The sequence below is a fragment of the Streptomyces actinomycinicus genome (genome assembly GCF_016741775.1).
Classification (GTDB): domain Bacteria; phylum Actinomycetota; class Actinomycetes; order Streptomycetales; family Streptomycetaceae; genus Streptomyces; species Streptomyces actinomycinicus.
Map to the genome: position 1 here is coordinate 42,148 of NZ_JAERRK010000026.1, position 16,828 is coordinate 58,975.

A 16,828-nucleotide genomic window follows, 5' to 3' on the forward strand; every position below is an offset into this window, starting at 1 on the left:
GCAACAGTTGCTCCCCGTACGGGCTGGAAATCGCCCGTCGCCCCGCCCGGCCTGTTGCTGCACCGGCGTACCACCGCTTCCAATAGGCCTGCCCGGCGGCGGCCCCGTCGCCGGTAACGCCCGTACACGCGTGGGGGGTTGGGGACACAGTGCGTCGTGCAGGAGAGCGCTTCGAGCAGGTGAGGGAAACAACGAGAAGACGGCGGAACGCCTTATCCGGTGCGGCGGCGCTCCTGGGCGCCGCCGCACTCGTCGTCTCGGCGGCTCCTGCCGGCGCCGCACCCGCGGCACCCGGGAGCCACGCGGCCGGGGAGGACACGAAGACCCCCGTCCTGGTGGACGGCATCCGGGAACGGGCACCGGCGGCCCGCACCGCCGCGGGAGCCGCACGCGGATACCTCGCCGCACGTAAGGACCGCTACCGGATAGCCGACCCGGGCCGGGACCTCAGACCCGCCGGCACACTCACCTCCGGTGGCCGGGAGACCGTGCGGCTGCAGCAGACACACCACGGCGTCCCGGTCCTGGGCGGCCAGTACATCGTCCGCATGGAGCGGAAGGACGGCCGGCGGACCGTCACCGGCACCTCCGGCCACTACTTCACCGGGCTGCGCACCGCCGTGACCGCCGAGGTCGACGACGCGCTGGCCGTCGAGCGCGCGGTCGGCGCCGTCCGACAGGACCTCGACGCCCGGGCGTTCGGTGCCGGCCCGGACGAGGAGGACAAGGACACGCCGCTCACCGGCACCTCCCACGGCCTGGTCGTCGTACCCAACGGAACCGGTGTCCTCACCCGGCACGTCACCGTCCGCGGCACCGACCCGGCGCACGGCGAACCGGTGCTGCGCGAGGTGTACATCGACGCCCGGGCCGGCTACCCGGTCCTCCAGTACAGTGGGGTCCGCACCTTCGGAGCCCCCGGCACCACGGCCACCCGCAGCCCCGCGGCGCCCGGCCCGAGCGCCCCCGGCACCGCCGCCGCCCAGGGCCGTGCGGCGCGTGCCCTGGCCGGTGAACCCGCGCCCGGCGTCACCGGCTCCGGCGTCCGGCTGGACGGCACCACCGTCCCGCTGGGCGTCACCCACGACGACAGCCGCGACGTCTACGTCCTGCGCGACCGCACCCGCATCCAGAGCGCCCCGGACAACGTGCTGGCCACCTGGGACGCGCGCGGCCGGTGGGTGAGCGACCTGTCCGGCACGTGGCCCGACGGCCTCCAGGAATTCGGTTCGCCCGGCCCGCAGTTCGGCACCGAGGCCACCGAGTCGGGCGCCGTCGACGCCCACTGGGCCGCCGGGCAGGTCTACGACTACTACCGCACCAAGTTCGGCCGGGACAGCCTGGACGGACACGGCATGACCGTGAACTCGCTGGTGGGCGCGACGAATTACGGCCTGCCGTACGTCAACGCCTTCTGGGACGGCCAGAAGATGGTCTACGGGTCCGGCGACGCCGAGTACCGGCCCCTGTCGGCCGCGCTGGACGTGGTCGGCCACGAGATGACCCACGGTGTCATCGAGCACTCCGCAGGCCTGGTGTACGCGGGCCAGTCCGGCGCCATGAACGAGGCCCTCGCCGACTACTTCGGCAACGCGATCGAGTCGGACGCCCGCCACCTCTCCATGGACGACCCGGACGCCGGGCTCCTCGGTGAGACACTGTGCCGTACCAAGGACGCGCGTGACTGCGCGATCCGTGATCTGAACGACGGCCGTACCACCGCCGGTTCCTTCCTCGGTGTCGGATTCGGCACCGACAGCGGCGGTGTGCACCTCAACTCCACCATCTTCGCCGGCGCGCTCTGGGACATCCGTGAGGAACTCGGCCCCGACCTCGCCGACGCGGTCGTCTACAAGGCGCTGACCGAGTACCTCACCCCGCTCGACGGCTTCACCCAGGGTCGCGACGCGGTCGTCGCCGCGGCCAAGCAGCTGGGGGCCGGCGCGAAGAAGGTCGCCGCCGTACGGAAGGCCTTCACCGCGCACGGCATCGTCCCCCAGTGGGAGCAGGCCCTCGGTATCGACTCCGACGTCCTGCTCTCCCGCGTCAACACCTACGACACCCACCTCGGCGCGGGCGGCGGCTGGTGGGTCGCCTCGAACTCCGACGAGTCCGGCTCCGAGCCGTACTCGGTCTGGGCCGGCCGCACCGACGGCAAGGGGCAGCTCAGACTCATGAGCCCGAACGACGGCCGCTACCACGTCAACCCGGCCACCGACGGCAAGACGGTGGTGTGGCAGGCGCACGGGCCCTCCGGCGTGGACATCCTGGCCCGGCCCCTCGCCGGCGGACCGGTGCGCACCCTCTGGCACGGCCGCAGCGTCGGCACGGCCCTCGGCGTCGACGGTGACGTCGTGGCCTTCGCCTACAACAACTACGGCGGCCGGGCCGGCGTGGCCTATCTCAGCCTGAAGGACCCGTCGAACGTCGTGACCATCGGCGGCGGCACCTACCACCGGTCGACCTTCCCGTCCGTGAGCAACGGAAAGATCGTCTACCAGGACCGGCGGCGTGTCAGCGCCGTGTACGAGTCGACCACGCGGCTGATCGACGTGGCCACCGGCGAGGAGAAGGTCGTGCAGGAGGCGGCCCCGGGCACCAGCCTCGGCCCGACGGCCATCACCGGGGACCACGTCTACTGGCTGCTCGACACGGTCGGCCAGAACGGCACCACAGCCCTGCGCCGCGCCGCGCTCGACGGTTCCGGCATCATCGATCTCAGCCCGGAGACCGGCCCCGGCGCCCTCGCCGTCTCCGACGTCACGGCCTCGGCGGACGCGGTGACGATGGTCGCCCGGACACCCTCGCCCGAGCTGACCAACGCGACGCTCGCCAAGCTCTGGCAGTTCACCCCGGACCGTAAGGGCGACGGCATGCAGCGCAGCCGGGTGTCCTGCAACCGGGGCGAGCAGCTCTCCGCCGCCGCGGCGGGCGGCACCCGGGTCGTCTGGCTGGACGGCACCACCGGCGTCAGCGACGTGGTGACCCGCGCCCGGCCCACCGGCAAGTGCGCCTGACGCGGCACACCAGCGGCCCGCCGGACTCCCATCCGGCGGGCCGCACCGAGAACCGGGGACACCGCCCCGGCGGAGACGCTCCGCAGAGCACCGCCGGCCCCGTGTCCGTGGGCGCGGCTACAGGGCCCGTTGCGCCAGGGTCTCGCCCGCACCCTCACGCGGAGGCGGCGGGCCGGGCCGGGCGGCGGGACCCGGCGCGGCCGCTGGACGTCCGCGAACCGGGTGGCTTCGACGAGTCGTTCACCAGTAGTGGCGTCGGCCGGCGACCGCGTGACCCATGGAACCCAGGATCCACAGGATGGCTCCGACCACCAGAAGGATGACCCCGATCGTCCACAGGATCGATATGCCTGTGACGAAGCCGATGATGAGCAGAATGACGCCGAGGGCGATCATGGTGTGCCTCCAGCTGCTAGCTGTGCTTCTGCTCTACGAGTGCCCCCGATCCCGGCGTCCTTGCACCGGCGGAGGGAAAACCTTTCCCTTCCGTGTCCGCCGGAGCCCCGGAACGAACCGGAACGAATCCGGACGCCCGTGGGGTGGGGGAGGGAGCCGAGATCATCGGTGCCCCCGGGCATGGGTCTGCCGGGTCGCGAGCGCCCTGGCATGGACGTCAGGGTCCTGGGTACACGCGGCCCGTGAGCAGGCACCCGCGCCGCCGCACGAGCCGGCCGGCCGACTGACCGACGGACGTACCGCCCTCGGCCGGTCGGCGCGGAGGCCGGGGAGCCGCTCCTGCGGGGCAGCTCCCCAGGAAACCGAGGAAAGGGGACTCCGTGGGCCGCGCGGCGGAAACAGACGTGGACCTGGACCGGGACGTCTTCATGCGAGGCCTCATCCGAGAACTGGCCACGTCGCTGGAGACCGTCATCGGGCTGGAGGAGGCCTCGGGGTACATCAGCCTGGTAGGTCAGTCGGTGGGCTCGCAGATCAACGAGGCCTACGCGCAGGCACTCGGGCTGCCCCGGCTCAACCGGGACCAGGTCGCCGACGTGCTGGTGGACCTCAAGCAGCGCATCAGGGGCGACTTCTACCTCATCTCGCAGGACGACGAGCAGATCGTCCTGGGCAGCCGTAGCTGCCCGTTCGCGGAGAAGGTACTGGGCCGCGAGTCGATGTGCATGATGACCTCGAACATCTTCGGCACCATCGCCGCCCAGAACCTCGGCTACGCCCGCGTGGAGCTGCAGGAGACGATCGCACGCGGCAGCTCCGGCTGCCGCGTCGTCGTCCACCTCGACCCCGGCGCCGAGATGAACGACGAGCTGGGCCGCGAGTACTACGGCGACGTGCAGCTGCCCGGCGGCCCGGCGTCCGGCTCGACCCCCGCGGACAAGTGACGTGAGCCTGGCTCTCTTCCGGGCCGTCACCGGACTGCTGCCCCACCCGGTCGTCGTCTGCAGCGCGTCGGGACGCATCCTGGCCGCCAACAGCGCCACCCGGAGGGCCGTCGACAGCCTCACCACCGGTGCCGAGCTGGCCGAGCTGGTCCAGGACCCGGACGGGCTGCGCCGGCAGCTCGGCCGGTGGATGGGCAGCGGCTCCCCGCTGCCCGGCGTGATCACGGTCTGCGGCAGCGACGGAAAGCCCGTGCGCCTGCGCTGCCACGGCGCGCGGGCCCGCTGGTGGGAGGGTCCCGAGCCGGCCGTCCAGCTGCAGCTGTCCCGGCTCGACGCGGGTGACCGGTTCGTCGCCCTGAGCCAGCGCGTGGAGCTGATGCACCAGCAGACCGCCTACCGCCGGGCCATCGCCGAACAGCGCGCCGAGCTGCTGCGCCGGGAGACCGAAGCCCGCGACCGGATGCAGCGGCTCTACCGGCTCACGGCCGCCCTCGCCGCCAGCGCCGACCTGACGGACGTCTGCGAGGCCGTCCACAAGTGCGCCCCGCAGGTCCTGGACGCGCAGAGCGTCCTCCTGGAACTGCACGTCCTGCGCCTCGTCCCCTCGCTCGGCCCGACGGACAGCCCCCTGGCCCCCTCGGCGACCTGGGTGGACCTCGACCGGGCTCCCGCAAAGGCCACACCCGGCGCCCCTGCCGCCTTCGCCGAGCCCGCCGCAGAGGACGCACTCGCCGTGCCCGCCGTACCCGCCGACGCCGTGCGCCGGGTCGCCTTGCTGGCCGAGGGTGTGACGCTGGGCAACCTGGTGATCCGGTACGCGCCGGATACGGCCCCCGACGAGGAGCACATCGTCGCCATCGGGCAGCAGATCGCCCAGGCCGTCCGCCGGGCCGGCCTGTTCGAGCACGAGCACCGGCTCGCCGAACGGCTGCAGCGCAGCCTCCTGCCCACGCTGCCCCGCGTCGGGTACCTGGACATCGCCAGCGGCTACGCCCCCGGAACGCAGTTGGTCGACGTCGGCGGCGACTGGTACGACGTGCACCTCCTGGACGAGCACACGGTCGGCCTCACCATCGGGGACGTCGCCGGGCACGGCATCGCCGAGGCCACCGCCATGGCCCAGATCACCACGGTGCTGCGCACCATCGCCCGCCGCAGCGGCACCCGCCCGGGCGCGGTCCTGGCCGAGCTGAACGGCTTCCTCGGCACCTACAACCAGGGCCTGATGGCCACCGCCTGCTACGCCGCCTACGACCGCCGCACCCGGGTGCTGCGGTACGCCCGCGCCGGTCACCCGCCGCCCCTGCTGATCGAGGCCGACGGCACCGCCCGCTACCTGGAAGGGGCCCTCGCCCCGCCGCTCGGGCCGGTGTCCTGGGCGGACTATCCCCAGCACGAGATCGTGGTGCCGGTCGACGCCACGCTCGTCTGCTACACCGACGGCCTGATCGAACGCCGTGGGGAGAGCCTGGACGTCGGTCTGGAGCGCCTCCTGCGCTCCGCACGCTCCACCGCCGGCCTCGACGTCCGGGACGCCTGCGCGCTGCTCCTCCAGCAGCCGGACACCGAACTCCCCGACGACCGTGCCCTGCTGACGGTCCGCTTCCCCGCCGACGACTGACGCCCGGATCCCGGTGCCGCGCCGACGCCGGCCTGGGCCGGAAGAGCCGGGGAGACCGAGGAGGACCGGGGGGAGCGAGGAGGGCCGGGGGGAGCGAGGAGGGCCGGGGGGACCGAGGAGGGCCGGGGAGACCGAGGAGGGCCGGGGGATGTCCGCCGTCCCGTGCTGGGGTTGTCCCCCGTACCGAACCGCCTGCCTGCCGGAGTGATCGGTTCGCCCGCGGTGTCTAGCGTGCTGTCGCATGGCGATCTCCGGAGCACCCCGCTGGACTGCCGGTGGCCCACCGGCAGCATGGTCCGCGGCGCCGGCACCGGCCGCGCCGCCTTCGACCGCATGGTCGCCTTCTCCGCGGACCTCGCCCGCCGCTGCCGCACGCACGCCGGTGAGCTGCTGCCGTACGCCACCACCCGGAACACCGCACGCGACATGGACATGATCCGCGCCGCCCTGGGTGAGCGCAGGATCTCCTACCTCGGCTATTCGTACGGCAGTTACCTCGGCCAGGTATACACGTCGATGTTCCCGCAGCGCACCGGCCGGGTCGTCCTGGACGGTGTGGCGGACCCCGCCCGCTACAGCCCGCGGCTGCTGCGGGGCTCGGAGGCGGCCAACCGGCACGCCCTGGCCGACTGGGCAACGCGTACCTGGCGACGGGCCGCCTGCCCTCCGCCGACGTCACCTGCCGGCGGCCGGCCGCGTGACGTCCACGGCTGCCCGTGGGCCCGGCTGCGCGACCGGCAGCCCGCGTGCCGGGCCGGGCTTCGGGGGCAGGGTCCGCGGGCCCGGCCCCTCGCGGGTCAGCGGGCGCGCCCGCGCGGCTTCAGCGGGACGTGCGGCAGTTCCGGTGCGGGCAGGGGGTCCCCGTCGTAGCCCTGTACCTCGCCGAACCGGGTGCCCTTCATCCAGTCCTCGCGGGCCTGTACGACCTCCTCGTGCGTCCGGCAGACGAAGTTCCACCACATGATGATCTCCTCGCCGAACGGAGGTCCCCCGAGCAGGACGAGGCGGGCGGGACCGGCGGACGTGCTGGTGAGGGTGACGGTGTCGCGGCCGGCGGAGAGGTAGCCCAGCTCGGCCGGCCGGAGCGGGGTTCCGGCGGCGCTGATCTCGCCCTGGTCGACGAGTACGCCGTGCTCGAAGCCGGGGTCGACGGGCAGGGTGAGCGTGGCGTGCGGCTCCAGGGTCAGCTCGGCGCCGAGCAGGGGGGTGAAGGTGCGCACCGGGGAGACCGCTCCGGCGAGGGAGCCGAGGAAGACGCGCAGTACGGCGCCGTCTAGGTGCACCGGCTCGGGTACGTGGTGCTGGAAGTCCCGCGCGGTGTGCCGGTGTTCCCGGGGGAGCGCGACCCACAGCTGGACGCCGTGCAGCACGGTGGTGCCGGGAGTGGAGACCTCGGAGTGGCTGATGCCCTGCCCGCCGGTCATCAGGTTCAGCTCGCCGGGCCGTACGTAGGCGTGGCTGCCGAGGCTGTCACGGTGCTCGATCTCGCCGCTGAACAGCCAGCTCACGGTCTGGAGCCCGGTGTGCGGGTGCGGGGCGACGTCCATGCCGCCGGTGCGGGAGACGTCGTCGGGGCCGTAGTGGTCGGCGAAGCACCAGGCGCCGATCAGGCTGCGGGCCCGCTGGGGCAGGGTGCGCCGTACCGTCATCGCGCGGGGGCCGCCGAGAGGCACGTCGCGGGGCGTGAGCACCTCCGCCGGCGCCGCGGCGTCCGCATGGACCGTCTCGGCGGGGGCGCCGCAGCGTGTCTCGGCGGGCTTCACCTCGGTGTTGCTCACCGGGCCCACCTCCCATCCATGATAGTTTTAAGTTCAACAAAGTGAGCATAGCTCCGACGCCGGGAACGCGCACGCACCGTCCGCGAGGACCCGGCCAGGGCACCCGGAGGAGTCCGGGTCGACCGTCTCCAGCAACCGCGCGCCGAGCGGACCGGGGTCGTCGCGGCGGCACGTGACGGCCACCCGGGTGCGGGCGGTGCCGGGTACGAGCCCGTGGATCGCCACGCCCTCGAGGCGGATCCGGCGGATGCTCGCGGGCGCCACGAGACGCCCAGGCCCGCCTCCACCAGGGCGCGCCCCGTCTGCCACTCCACCGCGTGCTGAGCCACCACCGGCGAGCCCGCCTCTTCGCACAGGCCGCTCCTCACGGGGACCGGCGCCGCTGCCCGGCCTCCCTCGTGCGTCCGGCCCGTTCCGCCGAGGCCGGCAGCACGGTGATGCGCTGCGCCGCCCGGCTGAGGACCACCACCCCCACCACGATCAGCACGGCACCGGCCACCTCCGGCACGAGCCACCATCCCGTGCGGATCCGCTCGTCGAAGAGGGTGATGCCCAGCGCCAGGCTGACCATCGCGTCACCGATGGTCAGCGCGGGCTGTGCGGCGGCCAGCGGACCGGCCTGCAGCGCGTTCTCGAGCAGAATCACGGCGGCCGTCCCGGCGAGTGCGAAGCCGTACGTCTGCCAGGACCGCAGGAAGGCGCCGAAGCCGTGGTCGGCGAAGGTGCCGGTGGCCGACTTCAGCAGGGCGGCGGTCAGCGCGTTGCCCGTCGCGGAGGCAGCGGCCAGCAGCGCGGCGCGCCGGGCCGCCGAACCCCCTGCGCGGGCCATGAGCACGGCGACGGCCATCGCGCCGAGGCAGAGGCACAGGGCCGGGATCCAGCGGACGAGGGGTGCCTGGTCCTTCGCGCCGTGCGGGGCCGCGGCGATCAGCAGTACGGCGAGCCCCGCCACGCAGCCGCCGACCCCCCACCAGCCCCAGGGAGGCATCCGCCGGTGCATCAGCGGGGCGGCGACGAGCAGGGCGAACGGCAGTTCCAGGATGAAGAGCGGCTGGACCAGCGCGAGCGGGCCGTTGACCAGGGCCAGGCTCTGGAACAGCGCCGCGCACACCACCCCGGCCATGCCGATCAGCCAGAACGGTTGCCGCGCCAGTTCCGCGACCAGCCGGATGCCGCCGCGCCGGGAGACGGACGCCGCCTTGCGCTGGAAGGCGGTGCCCACGGCGTTGCTCGCCGCTCCCGCCACGGCGAACGCCGCGGCCAGTTCGATCACGACCGTTCTCCTGCCTGCGGGGACATCTCCCGGAGGAGCCTCGGGGCACTCCTCAGCCTACGGAAGGCCGCACGGCCCCGCGGTTCAGGCAGCGGGTCCGGCAGCTCCGCCCGCCGGCCGCGCGGATCACGCCGGCGCGGAGGCCCCGGCGCGCAGGGCCGCGTCCGCCGCGTGGATGCGCCACTCCTCCACGGTGACCTGCTGCTGCCGGGCCCGTTCCAGGAGGGTGTCGAGCCGGCCGGGATCGAGGCGGCCGTCGGCCGTGGCGAGCCGGCGCAGGAGGAGCCAGCCGGCCGCCTTGCCCTCCACCCCCAGCCGCAGTGCCTCCAGTTCCAGCACCGTGCTGAGCGGAGAACGCCGTACCAGACGGCCGTTGGCCTTCAGCCGTCCCACCTTCTCCAGCGTCCATCCCGCGCAGACCTTGGCCCGGCGCACCGGCACGTCCAGGTCGCGCATGATGCCGAGCAGCGCCGAGCGGTCCTCGCCGATCTCCGCGGCCACCGGTGCGAGGGCCCTGCCGAGTGCCGTTCCGCGGGTCGAGCGCACCAGGTGGCCGGCCCGCTGGGTGCCCGCGGTGGCGCCGGCGAGGTGATCGTTGAGGTAGATGCCGAGCAGCTTCATGTCGGCACCGCCCGTGCCGTCGGGCCGGGGCGTACGGGGACGGTTCATGGCGGGCCTCCTTGGCGCGTGCTGTGACGTCGTGAGTGCCGTGATCCCGGCGGACCGGCGCCGGGCGGCCGGCCGTGGACCGGCCGGACCGGGTGCGAGATGCCCAGACGGACCTTCGGCAGCCCGTCCGAGAAGTGCGCGAGCGGCTCCGTCCCGGGTGGCGGCAGCCCTGCCGCCCGGGTCAGGGTCTCCTCGGCACGCTCCAGGTGTGCCTCGCGCAGCGGCCACGGCGCGTGCTCGACCGGTGTCTCCCAGATCATGCCGAGCTGCCGGGTGAAGGCCCGCCACCGCGAGGTCAGCCACACGTCCCGGCGATCGGGACGCAGGGGCCCGCCGGTCCGGACGGTCACGTGGTAGCGCGGCCCGGAGCCCCGCCGGGCGCCGGTGTAGGCCAGGACCTCCCCGTCCCGGGTCAGCTCCAGGCGGCCGAGGTGGTACGGCATCCCCACCGCGCGGGCCGCCAGCATCACCGGGCTGGACACCTCGGCGGACAGGAACCAGAGCCCGGCCCGGCCGTCCCGGTCACGGACGTAGGTCCGCAGGTTGGTCTCCCGGAAGGCGGGCAGGGCGGCGGGGGATCCCGGAGGGTGCGCGTCGGCCATCACGAACGGGGTGAGGGTCACCCACGCCGCTCCGTCGAAGGTGTCCACGACCAGTTCGTCCGGCAGCAGGCGCTGGACCTGGTCGGGTGGGTAGGCCCAGTGCACGAAGGCCTGGGTGAGCCAGTCGGCGTGCAGCGCGGGCACGTACACGCGCTGCTCCGGTCCGTAGGAGACCACGGGCACCGACTCCCCCGGAGGTCCGCGCCGAAACCCGGGAGGCCGGCCGTCCCGGCCCGGGCGGCTCAGCTGGCGCGGGTGCCGCCGCCGCGCCGGATGCGTCCGAGCAGGTCCCGGTGGTAGGCCGCGAGTTGCCTGGCGGGCACCGGGGCGGGGCTTCCGGTGAGCGTGTACCAGGTGTCGCTGCCGGAGTGCTGGACGGCCACGCGCACGCTGTGCCCGTCGGACCGCAGGATCGTCGCGACGGTGAGGTCGCCGGTGATGATGCCGGCCTCGTCGGTCATCGCGCCGCCGGGACCCGCGGTGACCCGGTCGACGTAACTGGTGACGCTGGGAGGTGTCTTCATGGGCGCAGGTTTCCATCAACCCGGGCACCCGGCCCCGCAGCGCGCAGGTGTCGTTCCCGCGTGTCCCCACGTTGGCCGTGCGGCTGCGGCTGCGGCTGCGGCTGCGGCTGTGGCTGTGGCTGTGGCTGTGGCTGTGGCTGTGGTGGCAGGTGCGTGGTGAGGGTGAGGGGGCGCCGTGCCGGGCGGGCCGGGTCGCGCGGCGGTCGCGGTCGCCGGTCACACCCGGCTCGACGTCGCGGTGTCCGCCGAGAGCCGCTGGGCGGCGTAGATCGGCAGCACGGACAGCAGGACGAGGACGGCGGCCACGACGTTCACCACCGGCGCCTGCTGCGGCCGGGTCATGTTGTCGAAGATCCAGAGCGGCAGGGTCTGGATGCCGGGCCCCGCGGTGAACGTGGTGACCACGATCTCGTCGAAGGACAGGGCGAAGGCGAGCAGACCGCCGGCCAGCAGCGCGGAGCGGATGAGCGGGAAGGTGACGTCCGTGAAGGCGCGGAAAGCGGTGGCACCGAGGTCCATGGCGGCCTCCTCGTACGAGCCGGCCGTACGGCGCAGCCGCGCCACCACGTTGTTGAAGACCACCACGATGCAGAAGGTGGCGTGCCCGACGATCACCGTGAACAGCCCGAGCCCCACCCCGAGCGGCTCGAGCACGGTGCCGAAGGCCGAGTTGAGGGCGATGCCCGTGACGATGCCGGGCAGGGCGATCGGCAGGACCACGATGAACGAGACCGCGTCCCGCCCGAAGAAGCGGTGCCGGGCCACGGCGAACGCGATGAGCGTGCCGAGGACCAGCGCGATCGCGGTCGCCCCCAGGCCCCCTTTCACCGAGACCCACACCGCGTCCCGGGCGCCGGAGTTGTGCACGGCCGCCGACCACCAGTGCAGGGTCAGTCCCGGTGGTGGCCAGCCCGCGCTGCGGTCGGGGTTCAGGGAGTTGACGAGGACGAGCAGGAGCGGGACGTAGATCACCGCGAAACCGAGTCCGGCGCCGGTGCGCAGGGCGATGCGCGCGGTGCGGCTGAGATGCATGGCGCTCTTCTTCTCCAGACTTGTTCGGGGCCTGCCCGGGCTTGTCCGGGCCTTTGCCGGGCTCGTGCGGGGCCCTGCCGGGGCGTCCGGGGCGGGCTACAGACTGTTCAGGGCGCCGGTGCGGCGGATGGCCAGCAGGTACAGGACGATCACGGCCACGGGCACGGTGCCGAGCGCGGCGGCCATGGGCAGGTTGAGTTCGATGTTGGAGTACACGAGGTTGCCGATCAGCTGGGTCTTGCCGCCGACGATCTGCACGGTGATGTAGTCGCCCAGGCTGAGCGAGAAGGTGAAGACCGAGCCGGCGGCGACCGAGGGCAGCACCATCGGCAGCACCACCGAGCGGAAGGTCCGCCCGGCGCGTGCCCCGAGATCCGCCGAGGCGTCGAGCAGGTTCGCGGGGAGCTGTTCGAGCGCCGTGTGGACCGGCAGGATCATGTACGGCAGCCAGAGGTAGGTCAGGGTGAGGACCGTGGCCGGCAGGCCGAAGCCGGGGCCGCTGAGGCCGAACGGCGCGAGCATCCAGTCGGCCAGTCCGCCCTGGGACAGGATCAGCCGCCAGGCGTACACCTTGACCAGGTAGCTCGCCCACAGCGGGGTGAGGATGGCGACCACGAGCAGCGGACGCAGCTTCGGCCGGGCGACGCGCGCCGTCCAGAAGGCGACGGGGAACGCGATCAGCGTGCACAGCGCGGTGACCGCGAGGGCCACCCCGACGCTGCGCAGGACGACCTGCCGGAACACCGGTGTCGTGACCAGCTCGTGGAAGTTGTCCGTCGACCAGACCTTCACCACCTCGGAGGTGAAGGAGTCCGTCGTCCAGAAGGCGGAGACGAACAGGACCGCCAGTGAGCCGAGGTAGAGCACGGCCAGCCACAGCAGCGGGGCGGTGAGCAGGAGGGTCAGCCGCAGCCGGGGCCTGCGGTGCAGTGTTCCGGCGAGCCGCCGGACGGTCCCCCGGCCGGCGGCGGTGGTCACGTCGGTCGTCGTCACGGCTAGCCCTTGATCTCGGTCCAGGCCTGCACCCACTTGACGTACGGCACGCACTTCACGTCCTTGCGGCCGTCCAGGCACTGCTCGATGGGCGTGTTCCAGAAGGCGATCCGCTTCCAGTAGCTCTCGTCGGCGGCGTGGTAGACCGTGCAGAAGTTCTTGTCGCTCGTCTCGGCGCAGGACTTGGCGTTGGCCGGGGCCTCGCCGAAGTACTCGGCCACCTGTGCGTTGACCCTGGGCGAGACGATCCAGTCCAGCCACTTGTAGGCGCAGTTGGGGTGCTCGGCCTTCGCCGAGACCATCCAGGTGTCGGACCAGCCGGTGGAGCCCTCCTCGGGGACGAGCGCCTTGACCTTCGCGCCCTCGGAGGCGGTGAGGCTGGCGATCACCTGCCAGGTCGTGCCGATCACCGAGTCACCGCTCTTGAAGGCGGAGACCTCCTTCAGGTAGTCGCTCCAGTACTCGCCCACGTCGGCGTTCTGCTGCTTCAGCAGCGCCACGGCCGCGTCGAACTGCTTCTGGTCGAGGGCGTACGGGTCCTTGATCTTCAACTCGGGCCTGGTGGCCTTGAGGTACAGGGCCGCGTCGGCGATGTAGATCGGCGAGTCGTACGCGGTGACGTGGCCCTTGTGCCGTGCGGCGTCCTCGAAGACAGCGGACCAGGAGGTGGGGGCGGGTTTCACCTTCTCGGTGTTGTACATCAGAAGGTTGGCGCCCCGGCCGTGCGGGATGCCGTACATCCGCCCCTGTACGGAGTTCCAGGCGCCGTTCTTCAGTCCGCCGAAGACGTCCTTGTAGTTGGGGACGAGCGCGGTGTTGACGGGGGCCGCGTCACCGGAGGCGATCAGGCGCAGGGAGGCGTCGCCGGAGGCGGAGACGGCGTCGTACTCGCCGGTCTTCATCAGCTTGACCATCTCGTCCGAGCTGGCGGCCACCTTGGAGTGGACCTGGCAGCCCGTCCGCTTCTCGAAGCCGTGGACCCAGTCCACGTCGGGGTCGTTCGAGCCGTCCTCGACGTAGCCGGCCCAGGCGATCAGATTGACCTGGCCCTCGGCCTTGCCGAGCTTCGTGGGGGCCTTGAGGCCGGGCGGGTTGAGGCCGGTGGAGGAGGAGCCGCCGGAGCCGGAGGAGCTGCAGGCGGCGGCGAGCAGCAGTGCGGCGGCCGCGGCGGCGGCCCGGGGGATGCGGTTGAGACGCACGGCGTTCTCCAGGGGGGCGGGAGCGGGGGACGGGAGCGGGGGAGGGGGGCTTCAGGAGGGCAGCCGGACGGCGTGCCGGCGGTGCCAGCGGAGGCGGACCCGGGTGCCGCGGTAGGCGGCGACGTCCTCGGAGGAGGTCTGAAGGTTCTGCTGGAGGGCGGTGAGCCGGCCGCCGCCGTCCAGGTCGACGAGGAAGCGGGTGGCGTCGCCGAGGTAGACGACCTCGGCGACGGTGCCGGTGGCGGTGGCGTGGTCCGGTTCGTCCGCCCCGGCGGTCTCCTTCAGGACGTGGATCTTCTCCGGGCGGATGTTGTACGTGCCCGGGGCGCCGGTGATCCGGTGCGCGGTCTCGCCGCCGAGCAGGTTCGAGGTGCCGACGAAGGAGGCGACGAAGGCCGTCGCCGGGCGTTCGTAGATCTCCGCGGGCGTGCCGACCTGGGCGGTGCGGCCCTGGTCGAAGACGGCGATGCGGTCGCTCATCGTCAGGGCCTCCTCCTGGTCGTGGGTGACGAGCACGAAGGTGATGCCGACCTCGCGCTGGATGGCCTTCAGCTCGACCTGCATCTGCTCGCGCAGCTTCAGGTCGAGGGCGCCCAGCGGTTCGTCCAGCAGCAGCACGCGGGGGCGGCCCACGAGCGCGCGGGCGAGGGCGACGCGCTGGCGCTGTCCGCCGGAGAGCTGGGCGGGCCGCCGCTGGCCGTGGCCCTCGAGGCGGACCTCGGCCAGCGCCTTGCGGGCCCGGACCAGGCGTTCGGCCTTCGGCACCTTGCGGACCTTCAGGCCGTAGGCCACGTTCTGCTCGACGGTCATGTGCGGGAACAGGGCGTAGTCCTGGAACACGGTGTGCACGTCCCGCTCGAACGGGGCGAGGCGGGTGACGTCCCGGCCTGCGAGTTCGATCCGGCCCCGGTCGGGGCTCTCGAACCCGGCGACGAGCCGGAGGACGGTCGTCTTCCCGGAGCCGGACGGTCCGAGCATCGAGAAGAACTCGCCGTCCCTGATCTCCAGGTCGACCCCGGCCACCGCGGTCGTCTCGCCGAACGACTTCCGCAGGTCCACCAGGCGGACCGCAATTCCCTCCATACGGGAACCTTTCTGGCGCATTGTACGTTGACCGCAAACATATGAAGTCATAGTTCAAAGCTCAAGGTCCCCTTAGGGTAAAGCTTGAGTCAACGCACGAGGTGGTGACCGTGAGGCAGCACGAGATCGACGGAGGCGCCCGCAAGGCCCTCTTCAGCCCGGTGGACAACCGGGCCCGCGTGGACGCGGTCGTCCGCCGCATCGGTGACGCCATCGAACTGGGACTCCTCGCCGACGGTGAGCAGCTCCCCGGCGAGAGCGAACTGGCCGGCCAGCTCGGCGTCTCCACCGTGACCCTGCGCGAGGCCCTCATGGCCCTGCGGCAGCAGGGCCTGGTCACCACCCGCCGTGGCCGTGGCGGCGGCAGCTTCGTCTCCTTGCCCGAGGTCCCCGCCGACGACCGGCTAAAGGCGCGGCTGCGCGGCTGGAGCACCGAGGAACTGCGCGACCTCGGAGACCACTGGGCCGCCCTGTCCGGTGCCGCCGCCCGGCTCGCCGCCCAGCGCACCGAACCAGATGACCTGCGCCCCCTGCGTCGTACGGCCCAGGAGCTGGCACGCGCCGGGGACGCGGCGGCGCGCAGCCGGCTGTACGGCCGCTTCCACGTCGAACTCGCCGCCGCCGCCCAGTCCGCCCGGCTCACCCGCGAACAGATCGCCCTGCAGGGCGAGATCGGCGCCCTGCTGTGCCTCGTCCTCGCGAGCGACGAATATCGTGAAGAAGTGGCGGACCGTCACCGCTCCGTGATCTCCGCCGTGCAGGATGGGGCCCACGAAACGGCCGGAACGCTGGCCGAGCGGTGCGTCCGGGAGTCGACGGCGCGGCTCGTCGCCATACGCCTCACCCTCTGACGGCACCGCGTCCGGTTCCCGTCCGCTGGAGGACACCATGGGCGTCAGGCCCGGGCTCGCCACCCTCGCCACGGACCCGGAGGCATGGGTGGCCGCACAGGTGGGCGGCGCGCTGGAGGCGGTGTTCGAGGCGGTCGCCGCCACCCGCGCCGAGACGGCGGCCCTGCTGAACCGGGTGGCCGCAGCCGGACGCCGGCCCGCCAGTGCCGACCTCGCCGCCCTGCGCCCGGGGCTGCACCTGCGGCTGGCCCGTGAGGAACTCGTCTCCGGTGCCGGCTTCGTCGCGGCCCCCGGTCTGCTCGCCGACGTACCGGCCTGGCTGGAGTGGTGGCAGTCGGGTGCCGACGGCGACGTACGCCCGCTGCTCCTCGATCTCGACCCCGGGCACTCGGCATACTCCGACTACACCCACTGGGACTGGTTCACGCTGCCCCGCGACACCGGGCGACGGGCCGTGGCCGGGCCGTACGTCGACTACCTCTGCTCCGACGAGTACAGCCTCACGCTGTCCGAACCGGTCCTGTTCCGGGGACGGTTCGCCGGGGTGGCCGCCGCCGACGTGTACCTGCGGCACTTCGAGGCGGCCGTCCTTCCGCTGCTGCTGCGGCTGCCCGGGCCCGCCCGGCTGGTCAACGCCCGGGGCCGGGTCGCCGCCTCCGCCGACCCCGCGCACCTCGCCGGTTCCCTCACCAGGGGCCCGGACTTCGGGGAACTCCTCACCGAGGGGCGCCCCGGCACGTACGACGGCCTGCGCCTGGTGCCGTGCCGGGGCGTACCGCTGGTGCTCGTCCTGGCCTGACGCCGGCCGCGTCCACGGGCCGGACCGGCCGGTCCGGCCCGTGGACG

The 16,828-nt window shown here is 73.1% G+C and carries 15 protein-coding genes and 1 pseudogene; 6 read left to right on the top strand and 10 right to left on the bottom strand.

What is annotated here, in order from left to right; genetic code table 11:
- The first annotated feature begins 179 nt into the window (after nt 1-179).
- A complete protein-coding gene (locus JK359_RS33930; protein WP_307788401.1) occupies nt 180-3,017 on the top strand; it encodes a M4 family metallopeptidase in 2,838 nt (945 codons plus the stop codon).
- 240 nt (nt 3,018-3,257) lie between these two features.
- Here JK359_RS33930 and JK359_RS33935 read toward each other — a convergent pair whose 3' ends face one another.
- Nucleotides 3,258-3,413, bottom strand: coding sequence for a DUF6131 family protein (locus JK359_RS33935; RefSeq protein WP_201843463.1), 156 nt, complete (start codon nt 3,411-3,413; stop codon nt 3,258-3,260).
- A gap of 380 nt (nt 3,414-3,793) precedes the next feature.
- Here JK359_RS33935 and JK359_RS33940 point away from each other — a divergent pair, with 380 nt between their 5' ends.
- The 3 genes and pseudogenes from JK359_RS33940 to JK359_RS33950 all read left to right on the top strand — a co-directional run.
- Nucleotides 3,794-4,357 (top strand): methanogen output domain 1-containing protein, encoded by a 564-nt coding sequence (locus tag JK359_RS33940; protein ID WP_201843464.1) that lies wholly within the window; start codon nt 3,794-3,796, stop codon nt 4,355-4,357.
- A gap of 1 nt (nt 4,358) precedes the next feature.
- A complete protein-coding gene (locus JK359_RS33945) occupies nt 4,359-5,978 on the top strand; it encodes a PP2C family protein-serine/threonine phosphatase (RefSeq protein WP_201843465.1) in 1,620 nt (539 codons plus the stop codon).
- 252 nt (nt 5,979-6,230) lie between these two features.
- Nucleotides 6,231-6,617, top strand: a pseudogene (locus JK359_RS33950) (alpha/beta fold hydrolase); the annotation flags it as partial.
- A gap of 158 nt (nt 6,618-6,775) precedes the next feature.
- Here the strand turns inward: JK359_RS33950 and JK359_RS33955 are convergent.
- From JK359_RS33955 to JK359_RS33995, 9 genes are all read right to left on the bottom strand, one after another.
- On the bottom strand, nt 6,776-7,756 hold the full coding sequence (locus JK359_RS33955; RefSeq protein WP_201843466.1) for a pirin family protein: 981 nt from the start codon (nt 7,754-7,756) through the stop codon (nt 6,776-6,778).
- A gap of 364 nt (nt 7,757-8,120) precedes the next feature.
- Nucleotides 8,121-9,029 (bottom strand): DMT family transporter, encoded by a 909-nt coding sequence (locus JK359_RS33960; RefSeq protein WP_201843467.1) that lies wholly within the window; start codon nt 9,027-9,029, stop codon nt 8,121-8,123.
- Nucleotides 9,030-9,155: 126 nt separating this feature from the next.
- Nucleotides 9,156-9,698 carry a hypothetical protein gene (locus JK359_RS33965; protein ID WP_201843468.1) on the bottom strand — a complete coding sequence of 181 codons (543 nt, stop codon included), beginning with the start codon at nt 9,696-9,698 and terminating at the stop codon, nt 9,156-9,158.
- Nucleotides 9,695-10,477, bottom strand: a complete 783-nt coding sequence (locus JK359_RS33970) for a YqjF family protein (RefSeq protein ID WP_307788403.1) — start codon at nt 10,475-10,477, stop codon at nt 9,695-9,697. Before JK359_RS33970 ends, JK359_RS33965 begins: the two co-directional genes overlap by 4 nt.
- Nucleotides 10,478-10,542: 65 nt before the next feature.
- A complete protein-coding gene (locus JK359_RS33975; protein ID WP_201843469.1) occupies nt 10,543-10,824 on the bottom strand; it encodes a hypothetical protein in 282 nt (93 codons plus the stop codon).
- 216 nt (nt 10,825-11,040) lie between these two features.
- Nucleotides 11,041-11,856 carry an ABC transporter permease gene (locus JK359_RS33980; RefSeq protein ID WP_201843470.1) on the bottom strand — a complete coding sequence of 272 codons (816 nt, stop codon included), beginning with the start codon at nt 11,854-11,856 and terminating at the stop codon, nt 11,041-11,043.
- A gap of 96 nt (nt 11,857-11,952) precedes the next feature.
- Nucleotides 11,953-12,849 (bottom strand): ABC transporter permease, encoded by an 897-nt coding sequence (locus JK359_RS33985; RefSeq protein ID WP_201843471.1) that lies wholly within the window; start codon nt 12,847-12,849, stop codon nt 11,953-11,955.
- A gap of 2 nt (nt 12,850-12,851) precedes the next feature.
- The gene (locus tag JK359_RS33990) at nt 12,852-14,048 is read right to left on the bottom strand and encodes an ABC transporter substrate-binding protein (protein ID WP_201843472.1); all 1,197 of its coding nucleotides are present in this window, start codon (nt 14,046-14,048) and stop codon (nt 12,852-12,854) included.
- Between the two features lie 51 nt (nt 14,049-14,099).
- Nucleotides 14,100-15,131, bottom strand: coding sequence for an ABC transporter ATP-binding protein (locus JK359_RS33995; protein ID WP_201843473.1), 1,032 nt, complete (start codon nt 15,129-15,131; stop codon nt 14,100-14,102).
- Between the two features lie 110 nt (nt 15,132-15,241).
- On the opposite strand from JK359_RS33995, the gene JK359_RS34000 reads away from it, so the two are divergent.
- Both JK359_RS34000 and JK359_RS34005 read left to right on the top strand, forming a co-directional pair.
- Nucleotides 15,242-15,982: a FadR/GntR family transcriptional regulator gene (locus JK359_RS34000; RefSeq protein ID WP_201843474.1), complete on the top strand. Its 741-nt coding sequence runs from the start codon at nt 15,242-15,244 to the stop codon at nt 15,980-15,982.
- Nucleotides 15,983-16,019: 37 nt separating this feature from the next.
- Nucleotides 16,020-16,781, top strand: a complete 762-nt coding sequence (locus tag JK359_RS34005) for a cache domain-containing protein (protein ID WP_201843475.1) — start codon at nt 16,020-16,022, stop codon at nt 16,779-16,781.
- Nucleotides 16,782-16,828 lie beyond the last annotated feature (47 nt).